The 22,025-nt window shown below is 64.3% G+C and carries 14 protein-coding genes; 10 read left to right on the top strand and 4 right to left on the bottom strand.

The features are described from left to right. Positions 1–2: 2 nt before the first annotated feature. Positions 3–1,205, top strand: coding sequence for a Xaa-Pro peptidase family protein (locus PMI04_RS18230; protein WP_007710846.1), 1,203 nt, complete (start codon positions 3–5; stop codon positions 1,203–1,205). A 15-nt stretch (positions 1,206–1,220) separates the two neighbouring features. Here the strand turns inward: PMI04_RS18230 and PMI04_RS18235 are convergent, their stop codons facing one another. Further along, complete coding sequence (locus PMI04_RS18235; protein ID WP_007710844.1) at positions 1,221–2,237, bottom strand: Ldh family oxidoreductase; 1,017 nt, start codon at positions 2,235–2,237, stop codon at positions 1,221–1,223. 115 nt (positions 2,238–2,352) lie between these two features. Here PMI04_RS18235 and PMI04_RS18240 point away from each other — a divergent pair, with 115 nt between their 5' ends. The 4 genes from PMI04_RS18240 to PMI04_RS18255 all read left to right on the top strand — a co-directional run bounded on the left by PMI04_RS18240 (position 2,353) and on the right by PMI04_RS18255 (position 10,078). Beyond that, positions 2,353–4,761: a glycoside hydrolase family 127 protein gene (locus tag PMI04_RS18240; RefSeq protein WP_007710840.1), complete on the top strand. Its 2,409-nt coding sequence runs from the start codon at positions 2,353–2,355 to the stop codon at positions 4,759–4,761. Between the two features lie 84 nt (positions 4,762–4,845). Then, on the top strand, positions 4,846–6,648 hold the full coding sequence (locus tag PMI04_RS18245; protein ID WP_007710838.1) for a DUF885 family protein: 1,803 nt from the start codon (positions 4,846–4,848) through the stop codon (positions 6,646–6,648). 37 nt (positions 6,649–6,685) lie between these two features. Further along, positions 6,686–7,135: a nuclear transport factor 2 family protein gene (locus PMI04_RS18250; protein WP_037486547.1), complete on the top strand. Its 450-nt coding sequence runs from the start codon at positions 6,686–6,688 to the stop codon at positions 7,133–7,135. A gap of 165 nt (positions 7,136–7,300) precedes the next feature. Beyond that, the gene (locus PMI04_RS18255; RefSeq protein ID WP_007710836.1) at positions 7,301–10,078 is read left to right on the top strand and encodes a TonB-dependent receptor; all 2,778 of its coding nucleotides are present in this window, start codon (positions 7,301–7,303) and stop codon (positions 10,076–10,078) included. Positions 10,079–10,264: 186 nt separating this feature from the next. Here the strand turns inward: PMI04_RS18255 and PMI04_RS18260 are convergent, their stop codons facing one another. Beyond that, entirely contained in the window at positions 10,265–11,287 is a 1,023-nt protein-coding gene (locus PMI04_RS18260; RefSeq protein ID WP_007710833.1) for a LacI family DNA-binding transcriptional regulator, read from the bottom strand. Between the two features lie 147 nt (positions 11,288–11,434). Here PMI04_RS18260 and PMI04_RS18265 point away from each other — a divergent pair, with 147 nt between their 5' ends. The 4 genes from PMI04_RS18265 (at position 11,435) to PMI04_RS18280 (ending at position 18,705) form a co-directional block, all read left to right on the top strand. Then, positions 11,435–13,258 carry an alpha-amylase family glycosyl hydrolase gene (locus tag PMI04_RS18265; protein ID WP_007710831.1) on the top strand — a complete coding sequence of 608 codons (1,824 nt, stop codon included), beginning with the start codon at positions 11,435–11,437 and terminating at the stop codon, positions 13,256–13,258. Positions 13,259–13,266: 8 nt separating this feature from the next. Then, entirely contained in the window at positions 13,267–14,865 is a 1,599-nt protein-coding gene (locus PMI04_RS18270; RefSeq protein WP_037486574.1) for an alpha-glucosidase, read from the top strand. 10 nt (positions 14,866–14,875) lie between these two features. Continuing rightward, positions 14,876–16,933 carry a glycoside hydrolase family 97 protein gene (locus tag PMI04_RS18275; protein ID WP_007710829.1) on the top strand — a complete coding sequence of 686 codons (2,058 nt, stop codon included), beginning with the start codon at positions 14,876–14,878 and terminating at the stop codon, positions 16,931–16,933. A 251-nt stretch (positions 16,934–17,184) separates the two neighbouring features. Then, complete coding sequence (locus PMI04_RS18280; RefSeq protein ID WP_037486545.1) at positions 17,185–18,705, top strand: MFS transporter; 1,521 nt, start codon at positions 17,185–17,187, stop codon at positions 18,703–18,705. Positions 18,706–18,722: 17 nt separating this feature from the next. On the opposite strand, the gene PMI04_RS18285 is transcribed toward PMI04_RS18280, so the two are convergent. Further along, positions 18,723–20,315: a cytochrome P450 gene (locus PMI04_RS18285; protein ID WP_007710826.1), complete on the bottom strand. Its 1,593-nt coding sequence runs from the start codon at positions 20,313–20,315 to the stop codon at positions 18,723–18,725. A gap of 94 nt (positions 20,316–20,409) precedes the next feature. Here PMI04_RS18285 and PMI04_RS18290 point away from each other — a divergent pair, with 94 nt between their 5' ends. Then, on the top strand, positions 20,410–21,195 hold the full coding sequence (locus PMI04_RS18290) for a DUF4198 domain-containing protein (protein WP_238535923.1): 786 nt from the start codon (positions 20,410–20,412) through the stop codon (positions 21,193–21,195). A gap of 21 nt (positions 21,196–21,216) precedes the next feature. On the opposite strand, the gene PMI04_RS18295 is transcribed toward PMI04_RS18290, so the two are convergent. Further along, positions 21,217–22,014: a YciC family protein gene (locus tag PMI04_RS18295; RefSeq protein ID WP_007710821.1), complete on the bottom strand. Its 798-nt coding sequence runs from the start codon at positions 22,012–22,014 to the stop codon at positions 21,217–21,219. Positions 22,015–22,025: the final 11 nt, after the last annotated feature.

The following is a 22,025-nucleotide window of genomic DNA, read 5'->3' on the forward strand; positions in this document are numbered from 1 at the left end:
TTATGACACAACAGATCGGCGGTTCGGACGCCGCCACCGAACTCGCCGCGCTTGCGCCCTGGCCAGATCGCGCACCGGCCATCGCCGCCGCCGAATATCAGGCGCGCATTGCCAAGGCCCGTACCCTAATGGCGCAGGAAGGGCTCGACGCGCTGCTGATCGATGCTGGGACGAGCCTCGCCTATTTCGCTGGCGTGCCCTGGGGCGCGAGCGAGCGACTGGTGGCGATGCTGTTGCCGCTCAGCGGCGAGCCGATCCTGATCTGCCCGCGCTTCGAGCGCGGATCGCTGGAAGCCGATCTCAAGATCGGTGCCGGTGATCTGCGCCTTTGGGAAGAGGATGAAAGCCCGTCCGTCCTCGTCGCCGATGCGCTGAAGTCACTGGGCGTCGTCCGGCTGGGGATCGACCCGGCCATGGCCTTCCTGTTCGTCGAGCGCATTCGGGCCGCCGCGCCGGGGGTGACGTTGATCGCCGCCTCGGTCGTGATCGACGGTTGCCGCAGCCGCAAGTCGGCCGCCGAACTGGCGCTGATGCAGCAGGCCAAGACGATGACGCTGGAGGTGCATCGCCGCGCCGCCCGCATCCTGCGCCCCGGCATCACCGCGACCGAGGTGCGCCGCTTCATCGAGGCCGCGCACCGGGCGCTGGGCGCATCGGGCAGCAGCTTCTGCATCGTCCAGTTCGGCCGATCCACCGCCTATCCCCACGGCCTGCCGGGCGAGAGCGTGCTGGCCGAAGGCGACATGGTGCTGATCGATACCGGCTGCACCATCGGCGGCTATCATAGCGACATCACCCGATCCTATGTCTATGGCGAGGCCGATGCCGAGCAGCGGCGCATCTGGGCCTTGGAGAAAGAAGCGCAGCAGGCCGCGTTCGACGCGGTCAAGCCCGGCGTCCCCTGTGGCCTGATCGACGCGGCGGCGCGGCGCGTGCTGGAAGAGGCGGGCCTTGGCCCCGACTATCGCCTGCCCGGTCTGCCCCATCGCACAGGCCATGGCATCGGCCTGTCGATCCATGAGGCGCCCTATCTGGTGCGCGGCGACATGACCCCGCTGGCGCCGGGCATGTGCTTTTCCAACGAGCCGATGATCGTCGTGCCGGATCGCTTCGGCGTGCGGCTGGAGGATCATTTCCATGTGACCGAAACCGGCGCGGCCTGGTTCACCCCACCCTCGGTCGCGATCGATCAGCCTTTTGCCTGAAATCGCTGGCGGCGCTCAGCTGAGCGCCGCCAGTTCCTCATAGAGAGCGCGGGGAATGCGGCAGCCCTGATCGGGGGTGCGACGACGCGCCGCGAAGCGCCGCTGCGATGGCAGGCGCGCACCCTGGCCGGTAATGCCGTCGAACAGCGCCTCGGCCCGCTGCATATGCTGGGCGGCCGTCGCGCCCAGGAAGCCGGCCGGATCGATGGCGATGATGAGTTCGCCGCCATAGGGCGATGCCTTGGCGCCATCGTCATATGCCAGCGATTCCGCACTGGTCATGTCGCCGATCAGCGGCCCCGCAATCAGCTCCACCATCGCCGACAGCGCCGATCCCTTGTGCCCGCCAAAAGTCAGCAGCGCGCCCGCAAGGCCAGCCTCCGCATCGGTGGTCGGATTACCCCGGGCATCGATCGTCCACCCTTCCGGAATCGGCTTGCCGGCGCGGCGATGCAGTTCGATCTCGCCGCGCGCAACCGCGCTGGTGGCGAAATCGAACACGAAAGGATCATTGTTCGGACGCGGCCAGCCAAAGGCGATGGGATTGGTGCCGAACAGCGGCGACGTGCCGCCGGCCGGCGCGACCCAGGCATGGCTGGGGGTGCAGGCGAAGGCGACCAGCCCCTGATCCGTCAGCGCCTCGATCTCCGGCCAGAGCGCGGCGAAATGGACACAGCGATTGATGCCCATGGCGGCGATGCCCATCGCCCGCGCCTTTTCCACCAGCAGCGGCAGACCCGTAGCGAAAGCCAATTGTGCAAAGCCGCCGGCCGCATCCACGCGCAACAGCGCGGGCGAGACGTGATCGACCACCGGCACCGCGTCGGCAACGACCTTACCGCTGTTCAGCGTATGGACGCAGTTGAGCAGGCGATAGACGCCGTGCGAGGCACATTCGTCGCGTTCGCCGGCGATGATCGTCGCGGCAACCGGGCCGACATGCGCCTCCGCCAGACCATGGCGGCGCAGCACGGCACGGGCCAGATCCGCGACCTGCTGTAGCGTCAGCGTGACGGTTTCACCATCGCTCATGCCGCCATTGCCCGTGCTGCGGCGTTGAAGATAGACATGCGTCCTCCGTCTTGATCCCGAACCATAATCGCAATATCGTATACGGTATAACGATTACAGACAAGCCGGAGCCGCCATGTCCCACCGTCACACGCCCCTCAGCCGCAGGGCCATGTTGCTGGCCGCGACCGCCGCCGCGACCGCACCCGCCTGGCAGGGATGGAGCGCCGTCGCCCATGCCGCGACCGGCAGTGCGCTGCCCGAATCGGCGCGCGCCTTGCCGCTACAGGCGACCCGGCTCCTCCCCTCCCCCTTTGCCGACGCGGTCGAGGGCAATCGCCTCTATCTGCTGCGGCTGGAGCCGGACCGGCTGCTGCACAATTTCCGCAAACATGCCGGCCTGACACCCAAGGGCGCCATCTATGGCGGCTGGGAAAATGATACCATCGCCGGCCATACGCTGGGCCATTATCTGACCGCGCTGGCGCTGATGCACGCCCAGACCGGCGACGCCGAATGCGCCCGCCGTGCCGCCTATATCATCGACGAATTGGCCGCCTGTCAGGCTGCGGCCGGCGATGGCTATGTCGCGGGCTTCACCCGCCGCCGCGATGACGTGATCGAGGATGGCAGGCTGATCTTCCCGGAGATCATGCGCGGCGACATCCGCTCGGCCGGGTTCGATCTCAATGGCTGCTGGGTGCCCTTCTATAATTGGCACAAGCTGTTCGCGGGCCTGTTCGATGCGGAAGCCCATCTGGGCAACAGCCAGGCGCGCGGCGTCGCACTCGCACTGGCCGCCTATATCGACGGCGTGTTCGCGAAGCTGGACGATGCGCAGGTGCAGCAGGTGCTCGACTGCGAACATGGCGGCATCAATGAGAGCTTCGCCGAACTCCATGCCCGCACCGGCGATCCGCGCTGGCTGGCGCTGGCGACGCGGCTGCGCCATCGCAAGGTGCTCGATCCGCTGGCGCAGCGGCAGAACAGCCTCCCCTGGATCCACGCCAATACCCAGATCCCCAAGCTGATCGGCCTTGCGCGCCTGCACGAGATTACCGGCAATGCCGCCGATGCGATCGCCGCCAACTTTTTCTGGGAAACCGTCGTCGGCCAGTATAGCTATGTCATCGGCGGCAATGCCGACCGGGAATATTTCCCCGATCCCGGCACCATTTCCAAACATATCACCGAACAGACCTGCGAAAGCTGCAACAGCTACAATATGCTGAAGCTGACCCGGCATCTCTATGCCTGGAAGCCCGAAGCCCGCCTGTTCGACTATTATGAGCGCGCCCATATCAACCATATCCTGGCACACCAGAACCCGGCCACCGGCATGTTCGCCTATATGGTGCCGCTGATGTCGGGGTCGCACCGCGTCTGGTCGGAACCATTCGACGATTTCTGGTGCTGCGTGGGCAGTGGCATGGAAAGCCATGCCAAGCATGGCGAATCCATCTGGTGGGAAGATACCGATCGGCCGGCCGACATGCTGATCGCCAATCTCTATATCCCCAGCGAAGCCGACTGGGCGGCGCGCGGCGCGAAGTTGCGGATCGAGACCGGCTATCCCTTCGACGGCCACATCGCCCTGTCGATCCCGACACTGGCACGCGCGGGTCGCTTCACCCTGGCGCTGCGCATTCCCGGCTGGTGCCAGGGCGCGCGCGTCGCCGTCAACGGCACGCCCCTGCCCACGCCGCGCATCGTCGATGGCTATGCCCTGATCGATCGCAAGTGGAAGGCCGGCGATCAAGTGACGCTGGACCTGCCGATGGCACTGCGTGTCGAGGCGACGCCGGATGATGCTCGCACCATTGCCCTGCTGCACGGCCCGGTCGTGCTGGCCGCCGATCTGGGCGCGGCAAACCAGCCCTTCGACGGTCCCGCCCCGGCGCTGGTCGCCGCCGACGTAACGCAGGGCTTTGCCGCCAACCCCGGCGCCATCCCCACTTATCGCACCGCTGGCATCGGCAAGCCCGCCGACCTCCGCTTCGCGCCCTTCTTCCAGCAGCGCGACCGCCGCACCGCCGTCTATTTCAAGCGCTTCACCCAGGAAGAATGGGGCATCGAGCAGCAGGCCTTTGCCGTCGAACAGGCGCGGCTTCGCGATCTGGAGCGGCGCTCTGTCGACGTCATGCACCTGGGCGAGATGCAGCCCGAGCGCGACCATGGGCTGGAGGCGAAACTCTCCTACACCACCACCTATCGCGGACGGCATGGGCGCGACGCGCGCACCGACGGCCATTTCCAGTTCCGCATGAAGGTGAAGCCCGGCCCGTTGATCCTGCAGACCACCTATTGGGGCGAGGAGCGCAACCGGCTGTTCGACATATTGGTCGACGGCCAGAAGATCGCGACGCAGAAACTGGATGCCGACCGGCCCGGCGAATTTTTCGACGTCACCTACGCCATTCCCGAGGCGCTGACGCGCGGCAAGAGCGAGGTGATGATCCGCGTCCAGCCGGCACCCGGCATGACCCGGGCCGGACCGATGTTCGGCGCGCGCATTTTCACGCCTGCGGCCGACACACGCACTTGACCCATGCCAACCAAAGTATATCGTATACACTGTTAGCAGAGCGGGGCGCCGGGTCGCGTCGCCGAACAGGGAAGAGAGACATTCATGAAAATGCCCCACGCCGCATCCTTGCTCGCCATCGCCTGGCTCGCCGCCACGGCCCCGATTGCCGTCGCCCAGACAGCGCCGACCGCCGACGCCCCGGCCGCACAACCGACTGCCGCCGACCTGAAGCTCAAGGCGCTCTATGACGCCGAATGGACCTGGCGCCAGAAGGAATTTGCCCGCCTGCCCGGCAGCGGCCGGACCGAGGGCGGCGCCGACGATCATCTGCCCAGCGTGACGGCCGCCACCCAGCAGCGCCGCTATGCCTATTGGAGCGATATCCTGAGGCAGCTCGACCAGATCCCCGACGCCCAGCTGTCGCATGAGGAGTATATCAACAAGGCGGTGTTCAAGACCTCGGTCTGGGAGAATGCGACCAAGATCAAGTACAAGACCTATGAGGCGCCGTTCAACAGCGACACCTTCTTCTGGACCGGCCTCAACCCGCGCACGCCCTTTTCCACTGCCGACAATTATCGCCGCTATCTCGGTCGGATGAAGGATATCCCGCGCTATTTCGACGAGCAGATCGCCAACATGCAGGCCGGCCTGAAGCGCGGCTATACCGTGCCGCGGGTGTCGATCGAGGGGCGTGACAAGACGATCGAGCCGTTCCTGGCCGCCGGCACCGACAATCCCTTTTACAAGTCGTTCGCCGCCATGCCGGACACCATCCCGGCCGACCAGCGCCAGGCGATGCAGGCCCAGGCCCAGGCATTGATCCGCGACGCCATCGCGCCCAGCTACCAGAAGTTGCTGACCTTCATGCGCGGCGAATATATGCCCAAGGCGCGCAAGACGATCGACGCCTACTCGCTGCCCGACGGCAAGGCTTTCTACCAGGACCAGATACGCGAATATACGACGCTGGACCTGACGCCCCAGCAGATCCACGAGATCGGCCTCAAAGAAGTCGCGCGCATCGATGCGGACATGAAGAAGACGATGGCCGACGCCAAGTTCCAGGGCAGCTTTGCCGAGTTCCTGGAGTTCATGCGCACCGATCCGCAATTCTATGCCAAGACCCCGCGCGAGCTGCTGTCCTATTCCGCCTATGTCACCAAAAAGATGGACGGCAAGCTCAAGGACACGTTCAACAACCTGCCACGCTATCGCTTCACCATCCTGCCGGTGCCGGACGAGATCGCGCCCATCTACACCTCGGGTCGCGGCGGGCTCGAATCCTGCCTGATGAACACCTATGACCTGCCCTCGCGCCCGCTCTACAATCTGACGGCGCTGACGCTGCACGAATGCAATCCGGGCCACAGCTTCCAGGCAGCCTATGCGCTGGAAGCCCCCAACCGCCCGGCCTTCCGCGGCCAGACCTATTTCTCTGGCTATGGCGAGGGCTGGGGCCTCTATACCGAATGGCTGGGCACGAAACTGGGCATGTATGAAACGCCCTATGAGGAGTTTGGCCGCGAGACGTTCGAGATGTGGCGTGCGGTACGCCTGGTGATCGACACCGGCATGCACTCCATGGGTTGGACGCGGCAGCAGGCGATCGACTATATGGCGAGCCACACCGCGCTCGCGAAGCTCGACATCACCAATGAGGTCGATCGCTATATCGCCTGGCCCGCGCAGGCGCTGGCCTACAAGCTGGGCGAATTGTCGATCCGCAAGATGCGCGCCAAGGCGGAAGCGGAACTGGGCGACAAGTTCGACCAGCGCCCGTTCCACGACACGCTGCTGACCATGGGATCGGTGCCGTTGCCGGTAATGGAGGCGGAACTCGACCGCTTCATCCAGACGGAAAAGGCCAAGGCAACATCCGGGGCGTCCGGTGCGGCGCAGTAAGCGCATTCTCCTCCCCCTGATCGGCGCGGCGCTCTGCATGGGCGCCGCGCCGGCACCCCATTCGACGAAGCAGGAGAAGGCGGCGATCCGGCAGGTGATTGCCGACATGGAAGCCGCCTGGAACCGGGGCGATTTTCGCGGCTATATGGCCGGCTTCCTCAACCCCGGCATCATCTTCGTGTCGCGCGGCCAGTTCCAGCGCGACTGGCAGGGGACGCTCGACCATTATGTCCGCGACTATGGCGCCTCGCCCGAAACGCGCGGCACGCTCCATTTCTGCGATATCCAGATCGAGATGCTGGCGCCCGATGCAGCGCAACTCATCAGCCGCTTCCACCTCGCCGCAAAACCCGGCCAGTCGGGGATCAACACGCGACTGATGCGCAAGGTGAAGGGCCATTGGGTCATCGCCCTCAATCATGTTTCCGCGTTTGAACCTGACGCGATGCACCCCGCTTATTGCCAGGCCCCTGCTTCGGATCGTTGACGCTCCACGACATCCATCCGGCCGGGCATGAATGCACCGGTCGCCCTCCATTCGATTGAATACGTATGTGGGATTCTGTGCAGATGGCACGGCCCGCGACTATTTCAGGCGAACCGGTCATGCCGGCAATAACGCTAAAGATGCGTCCTGGGGAGGATTTCTGTTATGCACCATTTCCGTCAATCCATTGTGCGCGCCGCATTGCTGGCAGGCGCCTCTCTGTCCGTCGTGACGGCAGCCCATGCCCAGGAAACGGCGACCGCCACCCCCGCCGATGAGCAGGGCGACGCAATCGTCGTCACCGGCATCCGCGCCTCGCTGGCCTCAGCCGCGAAGATCAAGCGCGATTCCGTCCTGATCGTCGATTCCATCTCGTCCGAAGATGTCGGCAAGCTGCCCGACGTGTCGATCGCGGACTCGCTTGCCCGCCTGCCCGGCGTTACCGCCCAGCGTCTTGAGGGCCGCGACCAGCGCCTGTCGATCCGTGGCATGGGTCCCGATTTCTCGACCACCCTGCTCAACGGCCGCGAACAGGTCACCGTCGGCGACAATCGCGGCGTCGAATATGATCAATATCCGTCGGAATTCTTCCAGAACGTCAATGTCTACAAGAGCGCCGACGCGGCCCTGATCGCGGCCGGCATCTCGGGCACGGTCGACCTGCGCATGCTGCGCCCGCTCGACCGCAACGATCGCCTCGTCTCGGTCTCGCTCCGCGGCCAGATGAACGGCATGGACAAGCTCAACCCCGACGGCGATCGCTATGGCTATCGCGCTTCGGCCACCTATATCGACCAGTTCGCCGACGATACGCTGGGCCTGTCGCTGGGCTTCTCCGCCTCGCAGACGCCTTCGCAGAATGAACGCTTCAACAGCTGGGGTTATCCTGAAGACGCCGACGGCAACCTGATCATTGGCGGCGCCAAGCCCTATGTCCAGTCGAACACGCTCAAGCGCTATGGCATGGTGGGCACGCTGGAATGGCAGCCGAGCGACAATTTCCATTCGACCTTCGATGTCCTCGCCTCGCATTTCGAGGAAGTACAGCGGCTGCGCGGCATCGAATTCCCGCTGGTCTGGGGTACGAATGTGGGCGTCAGCGACGTCACGGTCGAAAATGGCTTCGTGACCGCCGCCACCTTCTCCAACGTCTATGGCGTCCAGCGCAACGACTATAACAAGCGCAAGGCCGACACCATCTCGCTCGGCTGGAACAACGATATCCAGCTCAATGATCGGCTGAAACTGAATGTCGATGCCAGCTGGTCGAACGCCAAGCGCACCGACTTCCTGCTCGAAACCTATTCGGGCACCGGCTATCTGCGCTCGGGCGTACCCGACACCGTGCGCGTGGAGCGCCAGTCGAACGGCCTGTTCAGCATCGTGCCGACGCTCGACTATACCGACACCAGCATCATCAGCCTGACCGATCCCAATGGCTGGGGCTATAACGGCACAACCGCCGTGGTGCAGGCCGGCTTCCTCAACAAGCCCAAGTTCGAGGACGACATGAAGTCGTTCCGCGCCAACCTGGTCGGCGACATTTCCGGCAGCATCTTCAGCAACTGGGAAGTCGGCGGCAATTACAGCCGGCGCAAGAAGACCAGTTCCTATACCAGCTATTTCCTCTGCCCGACCGGCGGTACGGACTGCACCATCGCCGGCGGCACGCCCGGTTCCGCGCCGGTGCCGCAGGAAGCGCTGCTCGGCTCGAACGTTTCGCTCGACTATCTGGGCGTGCCGGCGATGCTGACGCTCGATCCGCTCTATCTCTACAACAACACGCTCGACGCGGTGTATGACAACCGGCCCTCGTCGCTGGTGCGCGACAATCGGGTGAAGGAAGATGTCTTCACCGGCTATGCCAAGCTGACGCTCGATGGCGATCTGGGCGGCAAGGCCTTGAAGGGCGCAATCGGCGTGCAGGTGATCCACACCCGCCAGTCGTCGGACGGCACCATCTCCAACTTCTCCAACGGCGTCGTCACCGTCGTCCCCGCCTCGGGCAAGGACAGCTATACCAATGTGCTGCCCAGCGCGCAGTTGTCGGTCGAGCTCAACCAGGGCCTGTTCGTGAAGCTCGGCGCGGCCCAGACCATGGTCCGCCCGCGCATGGATCAGGAACGGGTCAACCAGGAATATAGCTTCGATCCGTCCAAGATCGGCCAGGGTTCCGACCCGCAATATAGCCCGTTCAGTTCGAACGGCGGCAACGTCAATCTGCGTCCCTATCAGTCGACCAATGTCGATCTGTCGGTCGAGAAATATTTCGACAAGGGCGGCTATGTCTCGATTGCGGGCTATTTCAAGAATCTGACCGACTTCGTCGATCCGAACAACAATATCCCCTATGATTTCTCGGCGGTCCTGCCCTCGCTGCCGGCCGCCATCCGCGACCAGATCATTGCCGATGGCAGCTATATCGGTCTGCTGAAGGCGCCCGCCAATACCGGCAAGGGCACGATCATGGGGGCCGAGGCGACGGCGTCGCTGCCCTTCAAGCTGTTCAGCGATGCACTTGACGGCTTCGGCATCTTCGCCAGCGGGTCCTACACCCACAGCGAGATCAAATATGCCAGCAATCCGGGCGACAGCATCACCCTGCCGGGCCTGTCGAAATGGGTTGCCAGCGGCACCGCCTATTTCGAGAAGAACGGCTTCCAGGCGCGCGTCAACTATCGCTACCGCTCGTCCTTCCTGGGCGAAGTGGCCGGCCTGTCGGCGGCGCCGACCTTCCGCACCGCCAAGGCGGAGGGCATTCTCGACGCCCAGATCGGCTATGAATTCCAGTCGGGTCCGCTCACCGGCCTGTCGATCCTGCTGCAGGGCAAGAACCTGACCGACCAGCCTTTCGTCACCTATCAGAATGACGATCCGCGCCAGGTCATCGACTATCAGCGTTACGGCCGCGACTATTATCTGGGCGTGACCTACAAATTCTGATCGGCCTTCGGCCGACCGGGCAAATTCCAATTCCTCCCCGGACTGCCCGACTGCACGCGGGCAATCCCCCTCCCCGGACCGCCACCCCTTTCAGGGGAAGGCGGTCCGTTTTTCTTTGGGGGAGAGGAGGCCATGGACTCAGCCCTTCTTCTTCCTCCCCTCCCTTCTAGGCAGAGGAGGAAGATTCTAAGCCGTCATTCGCGTTATCAGCCGGGGCGCCAGCAGTGTTGGCGTCACCGGCTTGCGGTCGATCTGGCCGATCAGCGCGTCGACCAGCACCTCGCCCGCGCGCAGATAGTCCTGCGCCACGGTGGTCAGCGGCTGCCGCGTCAGGCTGGCGGCGGGGATGTCGTCGAAGCCGATCAGGGCGACGTCGCCGGGCACCGACAGCCCATGTTCGTCCAGCGCCCGCATCGCGCCGATCGCGATCAGGTCGGACCCGGCAAAGATCGCGTCGAATGTCACGCCGCGCGCGATCAGCCGGCTCGCCGCCTCATAGCCCGACTGCTCGGTCGACAGCGCATCGACATGCAGGCCAGGGTCGACCGCAAGCCCCGCCTCGCGCAGCACGTCGGACAGGCCGGCATAGCGATCGCGAAATTCGGGATAATGGCTCGATGCGTCGCCCAGGAAAGCGATCCGGCTGCATCCGCGCGCGATCAGATGCGCGCCCGCATCGCGCCCGCCGCGCCGATTGTCGCAGCCGATGGTCATCCCCAGCGCATGTTGGTCAACCGATCCCCAGCGCACGAAATGTGTGCCCTGCGCCACCAGTTGCTCCAGCCGGGTGCGATAGATTTCATAATCGCCATAGCCCAGCAGGATGATGCCATCGGCCTTGCGGCTATCCTCATAGTCGACATGCCAGTCGGTCGAGAGCTGCTGGAAACTGGTGAGCAGGTCATAGCCGCGCTTGGCGCAGGTCTGCAGGATCGGCCCCAGCATCGACAGGAAGAAGGGGTTGATCCAGCTTTCGTCGGGCAGCAGATCCTCGAAGAACAGCAGCGCGAGCGTGTTGCTTTTCCCCCGCCGCAGCGACGACGCATTCTTGTCCACCGTGTAATTGAGCTGCCGCGCGATTGCCTCGATCCGCAGCCGCGTCCCCTCGCTCACCGTCTTGTCGCCGCGCAGCGCGCGCGACACGGTGGGCTGGGACACGCCGGCCAGCGTAGCGATGTCGAAAGATGTGACTTTGTCGTTGGCGCCCATCGCCGGACCCTACGCCCCCGCGTTCGGCTTGGGAAGGTGGCGGCTCTGAATACGTATGCCGCTCCCTTGGCCCGGCCTGTCCCCGCCGACTAAGAAGGGGCCAAGCTGCGGCAATCGGGCACAAGCGGCAATGGGAGGATGAAGGCGATGCGCGGACGAACGGCACTGCTGCTGGCTGCACTCTGCGCGCTTCCCGCCCCGGCTTTCGCACAGGATCAGGGTTTCCGCGCCCGCCTGCCCGAAGATGAAGTCATCTATTTCATCCTGCCCGACCGGTTCGACAATGGTGACAGCGAAAATGACAGGGGCAGGCTTAATGGCGATCGACTAAAAACCGGATATGATCCTGTTTCTAAAGGGTTTTATCATGGAGGCGATCTTCGGGGGCTGATCCGCCGGCTCGACTATATTCAGGGGCTGGGCGCCACCGCCATCTGGGTCGGTCCGATCTTCCGCAACAAGCCGGTGCAAGGCCCCAAGGGTCAGGAGAGCGCCGGCTATCACGGCTATTGGATCACCGATTTCGAACATGTCGATCCGCATTTCGGCACCGACGCGGATTTCGCCGTGCTGGTGAAGGCCGCCCATGGCCGGGGGATGAAGGTCTATATGGACATCATCGCCAACCATACGGCCGACGTCATCAAATATCGCGAATGCGCCGACCGGCCCTGCCCCTATCGTTCGCGCGCCGACTATCCCTATCAGCGCCGTGGCGGCGTGGCCGGCGCGGCGATCAATCCGGGATTCGCCGGCGACGCCGATCATGGCGACGCCAATTTCGGCAAGCTCACCGACCCGGCCTATGCCTATACCCCCTTCGTGCCGAAGGGCGAGCAGGCGTTGAAGAACCCGGCCTGGCTCAACGATGTGCGCTATTATCATAATCGTGGCGAGACGAGCTATTCGGGCGAGAGCGCGACCATGGGCGACTTTGCCGGGCTCGACGATCTGATGACCGAACATCCGCGCGTGATCGCCGGCATGATCGACATTTTCGGCGGCTGGATCGACCGCTTCGGCATTGACGGCTTCCGCATCGACACCGCCCGCCATGTCGATCCGCATTTCTGGCAGCAGTTCGTCCCCGCCATGCAGGCACGGGCCAAAGCGCGCGGCATCCCCAATTTCCATGTCTTCGGCGAAGTCTATGTCGAGACGGTCGATGCCGGCCCGCTCGCCTGGCACACCCGCGAAGGCGGCTTCCCTGCCGTGCTCGACTTCGCCTTCCGCCAGGCCGCGCTGGAAACCGTCGCGGGCAAGGCGGCGACCGCCACCTGGGAACGCATGCTGACCGGCGACGCCCTCTATCAGGGCGGTGCCGCCACCGCGCGCCAGTTGCCCACCTTCGTCAGCAATCATGACGCCGGGCGGTTCGCCACCTTCGTCCGCCGCGCCTTCCCGCAGGCAGGCGAGGACGAAGTGCTGCGCCGGGTGATGCTCGCCAACGCCATGCTGCTGACGCTGCGCGGCGTACCGACCATCTATTATGGCGATGAACAGGGTTTCGTCGGTGACGGCGGCGATCAGGACGCGCGCGAGGATATGTTCGGCAGCCAGGTGGCGAGCTATAACGACAATCGCCTGCTTGGCAGCGATGCGACCACCGCCACCGCGCGCTTCGACCCCGCCCATCCGCTCTATCGCGAGATCGCGGCGCTCGCCCGGCTGCGCACCGGCCATGCCGCGCTGCGCCGGGGCAGCGAGACGATCCGCGCGCGCGGCGACGAGCCGGGCCTGTTCGCCGTCTCCCGCTTCGATCCCGACACGGGCGCGGAATATCTGATCGCCTTCAACACATCGACCGCGCCGATCAGGGCGCAGGTCCAGGTGGATACCGCCTCCACCGCTTTCGACACCCTAGCCGGCGCGGCCTGTGCCCCGCGCGCCGTCGCGCCCGGCAGCCTCACCCTCGACCTTCCTCCCCTTGGCTACAGCGTCTGCGCTGTACGGAGCGCCAATCCGCAATGACCGACGCAATGACTGACACGGCGCCCTGGTGGCGCGGCGCCACCATCTACCAGATCTATCCGCGCAGCTTCGCCGACTCCAATGGCGACGGCGTCGGCGATCTGGCCGGCATCACCGCCCATCTGCCCTATGTCGCCTCGCTCGGCGTCGACGCCATCTGGCTCTCGCCCTTCTTCAAGAGCCCGATGCGCGACTTCGGCTATGACGTGTCGGATTATTGCGATGTCGATCCGATCTTCGGCACGCTCGCCGATTTCGACGCGCTGATCGCCCGCGCCCATGAACTGGGCCTGCGCATCATCGTCGATCAGGTCTGGGCGCATACCTCCGACGAACATCCCTGGTTCATCGAAAGCCGCTCCAGCCGCCAGAACGACCATGCCGACTGGTATGTCTGGGCCGATGCGAAGCCCGACGGCACGCCGCCCAACAACTGGCAGTCGGTGTTCGGCGGCCCGGCCTGGACCTGGGACGCGCGGCGCGGCCAATATTATATGCACAATTTCCTGAAGGAGCAGCCGCAGATCAACCTGCACAATGGAAAGGTGCAGGCGGCGGTGCTGGATATCGTGCGCTTCTGGCTCGACCGCGGCGTCGACGGCTTCCGCATCGATGCGATCAACCATTCGATGCCCGACCCGCAACTGCGCGACAATCCGCCCGCACCCGAAGACGGCCGCATCCGCACGCGCCCCTATGATTTCCAGATCAAGCGCTATAGCCAGAGCCACCCGGACATTCCGCTGTTCCTGGAAAAGGTGCGTTCGGTGTTCGACGAATATCCCGATCGCTTCACCGTCGCCGAAGTCGGCGGGGATGACAGCGATGCGGAAATGAAGGCCTTCACCCAGGGCGATCATCGCCTCAACACCGCCTATGGCTTCGACTTCCTCTACGCCCCCAAATTGACCGCGCCGTTCCTCAAAGCCGCGCTGTCGCGCTGGCCCGCGGAGCAGGGGATTGGCTGGCCGAGCTGGGCGTTCGAAAATCATGACGCGCCGCGCGCCGTCTCGCGCTGGGCCGGCGACATCGACGCCCATGCCTATTGCCGGATGAAGATGCTGCTGCTCGCCTGCCTGCGCGGCAATATCTTCCTCTATTATGGCGAGGAACTGGGCCTGCCGCAGGTCGATATCGCGTTCGAGGATCTGCAGGATCCCGAAGCGATCGCCAACTGGCCGCTGACCCTGTCGCGCGATGGCGCCCGCACGCCCATGCCCTGGACCGGGGCAGCGCCCTGGCTCGGCTTCTCCGATGCCAAGCCATGGCTGCCGGTGGGGGAGGCGCACCGCCCGCTCGCCGTCGACGCGCAGGAAGCCGATCCTGCTTCGCTGCTTCACTGGACGCGCGAGGTGTTGGCCCTGCGCAACGCCACCCCGGCGCTGCGCAACGGCACGATCACCTTTCTCGATACGCCGGATGATCTGCTCGCCTTTGAACGGACGCAGGACGGGCAGCAGCGCCTGTGCGTCTTCAACCTCGGCACCAGCCCCGTCGCCTGGCACCCCGCCGATGCGGACCGTTGGCAGGTCGAACTGTCGACCGGCCGCATCGCCGACTGGAATTTCGCCCCCGCATCCGGCCTCGTCGCCGCCTTCCAAGTTTAAGGACAAGAATATGTCGCGACTGCCCGCGCTCACCCTGCCCCTCATTGCCCTGGCGCTCGCGCCCACCGCCGCGCGCGCCGATGTGGTGGCCAAGGCATCGTCGCCCGACGGCCATATCACCCTCACCATCAGCCTCGATGGCGAGGGGCGTCCCAGCTATGCCGTGCAGCGCAATGGCAAGCCGCTGATCGCCGACAGCCGCCTGGGCTTCATGTTCACCGACGCACCCAAGATCGAGCGCAATCTGACGCTGGCCGATGCCAAGCAGGCGAGCAGCGACACCAGCTGGACCCAGCCCTGGGGCGAATGGACCACGATCCGCGACCATCATAATGAGCTGAAGCTGGTCTTCCGCGAGAAGGGCGATCTCCAGCGCGAGATGGATATGACCTTCCGCCTGTTCGATGACGGCGTCGCCTTCCGCTACAGCCTGCCCGATCAGGCCAATCTCCATCACGCCAACATTGCCGAGGAACTGACCCAGTTCGCCTTCGCGCAAGGCGGCACGGCCTGGTGGAAGCCCGCCTATGAATGGAATCGCGAGGAATATCTCTACAACCGCACCCCGCTCGACGCGGTCGGCACCGCCCAGACGGTGATGACGGTGAAGCTGGCTGACGGCACCCATGTCGCCCTGCATGAGGCCGCGCTGGTCGATTATGCGGGCATGAATCTCGCCCGTGCCGAGGGCAACACCTTCCGCGCCGATCTGACGCCGGGGGCGGGCGCCCCCAAAGTGTCGCGCGACGCCGGCTTCTCCACCCCCTGGCGCACCATTGCCGTCGCCGACGATGCCGCCGGCCTCTACATGAACCACATGATCCTGAACTTGAACGAGCCCAACAAGCTCGGCGACGTTTCAAGCTGGATCAAGCCGGGCAAGTTCGTCGGCGTCTGGTGGAACATGATCAAGGGCGACTGGACCTGGGCGCGCGGCCCCAAACATGGCGCCACCACCGCCAATGTCCGCCGCTATATCGATTTCGCCGCTGCCAGCGGCATCCCCGCCGTGCTGGTCGAGGGCTGGAATGTCGGCTGGGACGGTAACTGGTTCGGCAACGGCAATGAGATGAACTTTGCGCAGCCGACCGAGGATTTCGATGCCGATGGCCTTGCCGCCTATGCCAGGTCCAAGGGCGTCACCCTGATCGGCCATCATGAAACCGGCGGATCGGCCAGCCATTATGACGGCCAGCTCGACACCGCCTTCAAATGGGCGGCCGACCATGGCGAGCAGGTGGTGAAGACCGGCTATGTCACCGATGCCGGCCAGATCGAGCGGGTCGACGCCGATGGCGCCAAGCTTCGCGAATGGCATGAAGGCCAGTGGATGGTGAACCATTATCTGCGCGTCGTGCAGACCGCCGCCAAATATCATGTCAGCATCGACAGCCATGAACCGGTCAAGGATACCGGCCTGCGCCGCACCTATCCCAACTGGGTGGCGCGCGAAGGCGGCCGGGGCATGGAATATAATGCCTGGGTCGGCGGCAAGAACCCGCCCGAGCATGAGGCGAACCTGGTCTTCACCCAGTTGCTGGGCGGCCCGATGGACTTCACCCCCGGCGTGCTCAGCCTGTCGGGTTCGGAGGGCAGTAGCATCCACTCGACCATCGCCAAGCAGCTCGCCCTCTATGTCGTCCTCTATTCGCCGGTGGTGATGGCGGCCGACACGCCGGAAAATTACGCCAAATATCCCGGCCCCTTCCAGTTCATCAAGGATGTGCCGACCGACTGGTCCGACACCCGCGCCTTGAATGGCGAGGTTGGCGACTATGTCACCATCGCGCGCAAGGCGAAGGGCAGCGACGACTGGTATCTGGGCGCGGTCGGCGACGAACAGGCGCGCTCCAGCAAGGTGACGCTCGACTTCCTCGATGCCGGCCGCAGCTACACCGCCGAAATCTACCGCGACGGCCCCGGCGCCGACTATCGCACAGAGGCACGCCACGCGATCGTGATCGAGAAGAAGCCGGTGAAGAAGGGCGACGTCCTCAGTATCGACCTTGCGCCCGGCGGCGGTCAGGCGATCCGCTTCGTCGCCAGCGGCGGCAAGCGCAAGCGGTGACAGTCCAGTGAACCTCGTCATTGCGAGGGCCGCAGGCCCGCGGCAATCCAGTGGATTGCTTCACCCGGCTATCGCCGGGTTCGCAATGACGAAGCGGCTATGGCCTGTCCTACAGGAAGGTGCTCCTCTATGCTGCGGATTGCAAAGGCCCGGCAGAAGGCAGGCTTTCCGATAGGATCAGGCGCTCGCAACTAAATGTCAAAATGTGCGGGAAATGTGCGAAGTTAAGGCGAAGGATGGGGATGGCCGGAATGAATGAGATGGGGCTGGAACCGGGCGCGACGACGTCCGACGGTCGGCCGCGCCAGGGCTTCCGGGGGCTGTGGAATATCAGCTTCGGCTTCTTCGGCATCCAGATCGGCTTTGCGCTGCAAAACGCCAACATGTCGCGCATCTTCCAGTCGCTGGGGGAAAATCTCGACAATCTCGCCTTGCTGTGGATCGCCGCGCCGTTGACCGGCCTGCTGGTGCAGCCGGTGATCGGCCATTATAGCGACCGCACCTGGTGCCGCCTCGGCCGGCGCCGGCCCTATTTCTTCGCCGGTGCGCTGTTCGCGGCACTTGCCCTGTTCGGCATGCCCAATGCGCCCGGCCTGATGGCCGCCGCGCTGATGCTCTGGATACTCGACGCCTCGCTCAACGTCTCGATGGAGCCGTTCCGCGCCTTTGTCGGCGACATGCTGGCGAAGGAACAGCATATGGCCGGCTATGCGATCCAGACCGCCTTCATCGGCACCGGTGCGGTGATCGGTTCCTCCACCCCCTGGCTGCTCGACCAGATGGGCGTCTCCAATGTCGCGCCCGCCGGCATGATCCCCGACACGGTGCGCATCAGCTTCTATATCGGCGGCGGTGCGCTGTTCCTCGCCGTGCTCTGGACCGTGCTCACCACCCGCGAATATTCGCCCGAGCAGATGGCCGGCTTTGCCCAGGCCAGCGAGGCGGCAAGCCGGCAGGAGGCACCGCCGGTCCCGGCCGGCGGTCCGCTCTGGATCGTCGCGGGCCTTGCCATCATCGCCGCCGTCTGGGGCTGGGCGCTGGAAAAGGAACTCTATCTGCTGGGCGGGCTCCTTGCTGCCTATGGCATCGCCCGCATCGTCGCGCGCGGCCTTCATGCGCAGGGGCGGACCGACAATCTGCTCAGCCATGTGGTCGGCAATTTCGCGACCATGCCGGCGATGATGAAGAAGCTGGCGCTGGTCCAGTTCTTCACCTGGTCGGCGCTGTTCATCATGTGGATCTATACCACGCCGGTGGTCGCCCAATATGTCTTCGGATCAGCCGATCCGACCAGCGCCGCCTATAATGAAGGGGGCAATTGGGTCGGCATCCTGTTCGCCACCTATAATGGCGTCGCCGCCTTCGCCGCGCCCTTCCTGCTCCAGCCGCTTGCCCGCCGCATCGGCCAGGCACAGACGCACGCGCTGGCGCTCACGCTCGGCGCAATCGGCTTCCTGTCCTTCCTGGTCCTGCGCGATGCACAGGCGCTGCTATTGTCGGAAGTGGCGATCGGCATCGCCTGGGCCTCGACCCTCGCCATGCCCTATGCGATGCTCGCCTCCAGCGTGCCGCAGGCCAAGCTCGGCATCTATATGGGGTTGTTCAACGCCTTCGTCGTCATCCCGCAATTGCTGGTGGCGACGGTGATGGGCACGATCATGCGCCATTTCTTCCCGACCGAACCGATCTGGACCATGGCCTTTGCCGGCGCCGTCATGCTGCTGGCTGCGCTCGCCACCCTGCGCTGCCGGGAGGCTGGTGCCGGGCGATAGCCCGGCAGCGACAGGCTTTATTCGAGCATCAACGTCGCCAGTTCGACATCCAGTGCATCAAGAGCCGTGTCGGGGAACTGCGCCGGGGCGAAGGACTGGATCGATCGCAGCGTCAAACCCCGTGCCATCGCAATGCGCTGATCGGTAGCGATCCCGGGGAAATGCCGGTCCAGCATCGCCCGCGCATCGTCATGGGCAAGCAGCACACCGATTTTGGTGACGGCGGTGGACGGCACCGAGCGCCCTCCCCCGCTCTTCGGCGCGTCATGGGACGCCTCACCCGCGATAGGGAATTGCTCATCGCGGCTCCCCATGGGGGATGCCTGTACATCGGCCGACGGAACCAGCTTCAGATGCAGGTCGGCCAGGCCACGGATGATGAAGCTCGGCTCATAATGCAGCACCCGGTCGCCACGCGGTCCATGAAAGGCCTCGTCCAGCTCGATCGACTGGGTATGCGCCAGGAATTTCTCGAGGATGATCCGAACCTCCACCCGGGCCAAAGGCGCCCCCGCGCAGACATGTTTACCACGACCGAAGGCGACATGTTCCCTGATCCCCGGTCGGGCAAGCTGCAACGCGCCAGGATCATCCCAGCGGCGCGGATCACGGTTGGCCGCCGCCAGCGCAAGCAATATCGGCGTTCCAGCCGGCACCATCCAGTCGCCGATACGCGTATCGCGGCGCGCCAGTCGCGCCGTTTGTTTGCTGGACCCTTCCAGGCGTAACACCTCCTCGATCAGATGCGGGATCAGGCTTGGATCAGCCCGCAGACGATCCTGGAGGTCCGGCTGCTCGGCAATGTAACGCATGGCGTTGCCCAGCAGCTTGGCGCTTGTGTCCTGTCCCGCACCGAACAGGAAGGTTGCCAGATTGACGATGTCGGCCAGGCTGGGAGTCGACCCGTCCGCATAGGTCGCGCATGCCAGTTCGGTCAGTATGTCCCCCCGCGGATTGCGCCGCCGATCCTCCACATAAGCCGCGAAATAGGAGCCCATTACGATCAGCGGATGACTCTCCCCCGAATAGTCATTGTCGTTGCTGTCCAGGCTGCCCGGCGGTGGCGCCCCATCGATGACGTCCATGAAACGCTGGCGATCGTCCGCCGGAACCCCCAGCAGGTCGGCAATCACCAATGTAACGAAGGGGGTCGATATTTCGCGGATCAGTTCGCTACTGCCCCGCGCCACCGCCGTCCGTACCAGATGGTCGGAATAGGCCGATATAAACTGCTCGTTCGCCTTCAACCGGGATGGCGTGAACAGCCGATTGACCAGCCCGCGCAACGCGGCATGCGCCGCATCATCCAGCCCGACCAGCATCTCCCCGCCAGGAAAGTCCGACCGATGGGCTTCGACCTGCGCCGTGATATCGCTCCCCCGGGGCGTGAAGGGCAAAGGGGCCGCTGCCCCCTGCAATGCGTTGATCGCGGAAAAATCGCGCGCATTTGCCAGAACCTCCAATGTCTCCTCGAACCCGGTGACGATCAGATAATCCCGGCCTTGTGGACGATAGATCGGCCCATGAGCGCGCACGGCCTCGAAGAAGCCATAGGGATCCTTCAGTATCTCATAGTCGGTGAAGTAATCGCGTTCCTCGAGGGCCGGCATTCTGCTCTCCCTTGTTCATGCCGACCGGCAATCGGCATATATTGGTCACCGCATGCGTTTGCATCATTTGTGATCTATAATGTATCATATCTGCGTGGCGGCGATCGTCAAGCCCGCGCTGCTCGCCGCTAATCGACCACACGGATATCAAGGACAACGGTTTCAGGCGCGCATGACTGTCGCGCAACATTTGCGATTGAATATCAATATCCCTATGCCAAATGGGCGAATCACCACAGGGGACATCATGAAGAAGCAGTTTTTCGCCATGCTCGCGCTGTGCGGCCTATCGTCATTGGCCCAGGCTCATGAAGTGTGGGTCGAACGCGATGCGTCCGGTCCCGCCCGCATCTACCTCGGCGAACCCGCCGACCCGATGCCGGCCGGCGGCGACCCCGAGTTCGAGAAGCTGAAGACGCCACGCCTGGTGCCTGCATCACAGGCACCGCAGATCCGAAAGGCCGGCTATATCGAGGTCGCGGCGCCCGCTGGCGATGTCCGCGTCATCGACGACAGCGTGTTTGAACCCTGGGGCGAAGAAGGCAAGAAGGAGGGCGTGGTCTATTATGCCCGCGCTGGCCGCAACGAAACCAAAGCCCTGATGCCGCTTGAAATCGTGCCGACCGCGACGAGCGCAGACAGTTTCAGCCTGGTTCGTGACGGCAAGCCGCTGGCTGGGATCAAGGTCACCGCCATCTCCCCGGATAAATGGTCCAAGAGCTTCCTCACCGATGCGCAGGGCCGCGTGACCCTCCCGATCCGGGAGAAGGGCCGCTATATTCTGACGGCAACACAGGAGCAGAAGGGCGACCTCAGCCTGCGCGGCGCCAAGGTGGCTACGCTCTACCACATCGCGACGCTGACCTTCGTCAACAATTGACGAAGGTCAGCTTGCGGGGCGTCAGGCGAAGATATCTTCGAGGCTGGCGCCCTGCGGGCCGTCCTTCCAGTCGCTGAGCGAGACATAGAGGCTGGCCTGGGTCACGCTCCAGAAGGCCATGACCAGGGTACCCGCCAGCGTCGAAACCACGAGCGAGGTGGGACTGAGCGTTCCGCTGCTGGCTTCCACCGCGAACGCCGCGATCCCGCCCGCTGCCACGAGGGCGAAGATCACGGCATAGAGTATCCAGACCAGAATCGTCATCAGCACGAAAAGGCCGAAGATCTTCCAGCGCGCGCCCTTGGTCAGCGCGCGGCTGCGACCGAAGGCCGCGAAGATGCCGATCCGTTCGGTCACCAATACCGGCACGCTGACCGACCACATGATGAACAGGATGATGCCCGGCACCAGCAGCAGCGCAAAGCCGATCATCAGCCCGATCGTCGTCAATATCGCAAGGCCGATCAGGGGAACCGCAACCGAGAGGCCCGTGCCGATACAGTCGGCGATGCTCGCCCGCTGCCCATCGGCATGCGCCACCGTTGCCCGCACCAGCCCGCCCTGCACCAGCATCGAGAGGATGAGCGAGAGGGCGTAGGAGCCAAGCGATACGACGATCACCGCAAGGGTGTTGCCCGCACCCGCATTGGCCAGATCCGCCCGCACAAAATAGCTGAACAGCAGTTGTGGCAATGCGCCGAACAGGAAGGCGGTGCCGAAGGTCGCCACCGGATTGCTGCCCAAGGTCCCGAAAGCGCGGCTCAGAACCGTGCCGATTGAAAAATTCCGCCGTTCGACGGAAGCCGCTGATGTCGCCATAAAGGCCCCCT

The sequence above is a fragment of the Sphingobium sp. AP49 genome (assembly GCF_000281715.2).
Classification (GTDB): Bacteria; Pseudomonadota; Alphaproteobacteria; order Sphingomonadales; family Sphingomonadaceae; genus Sphingobium.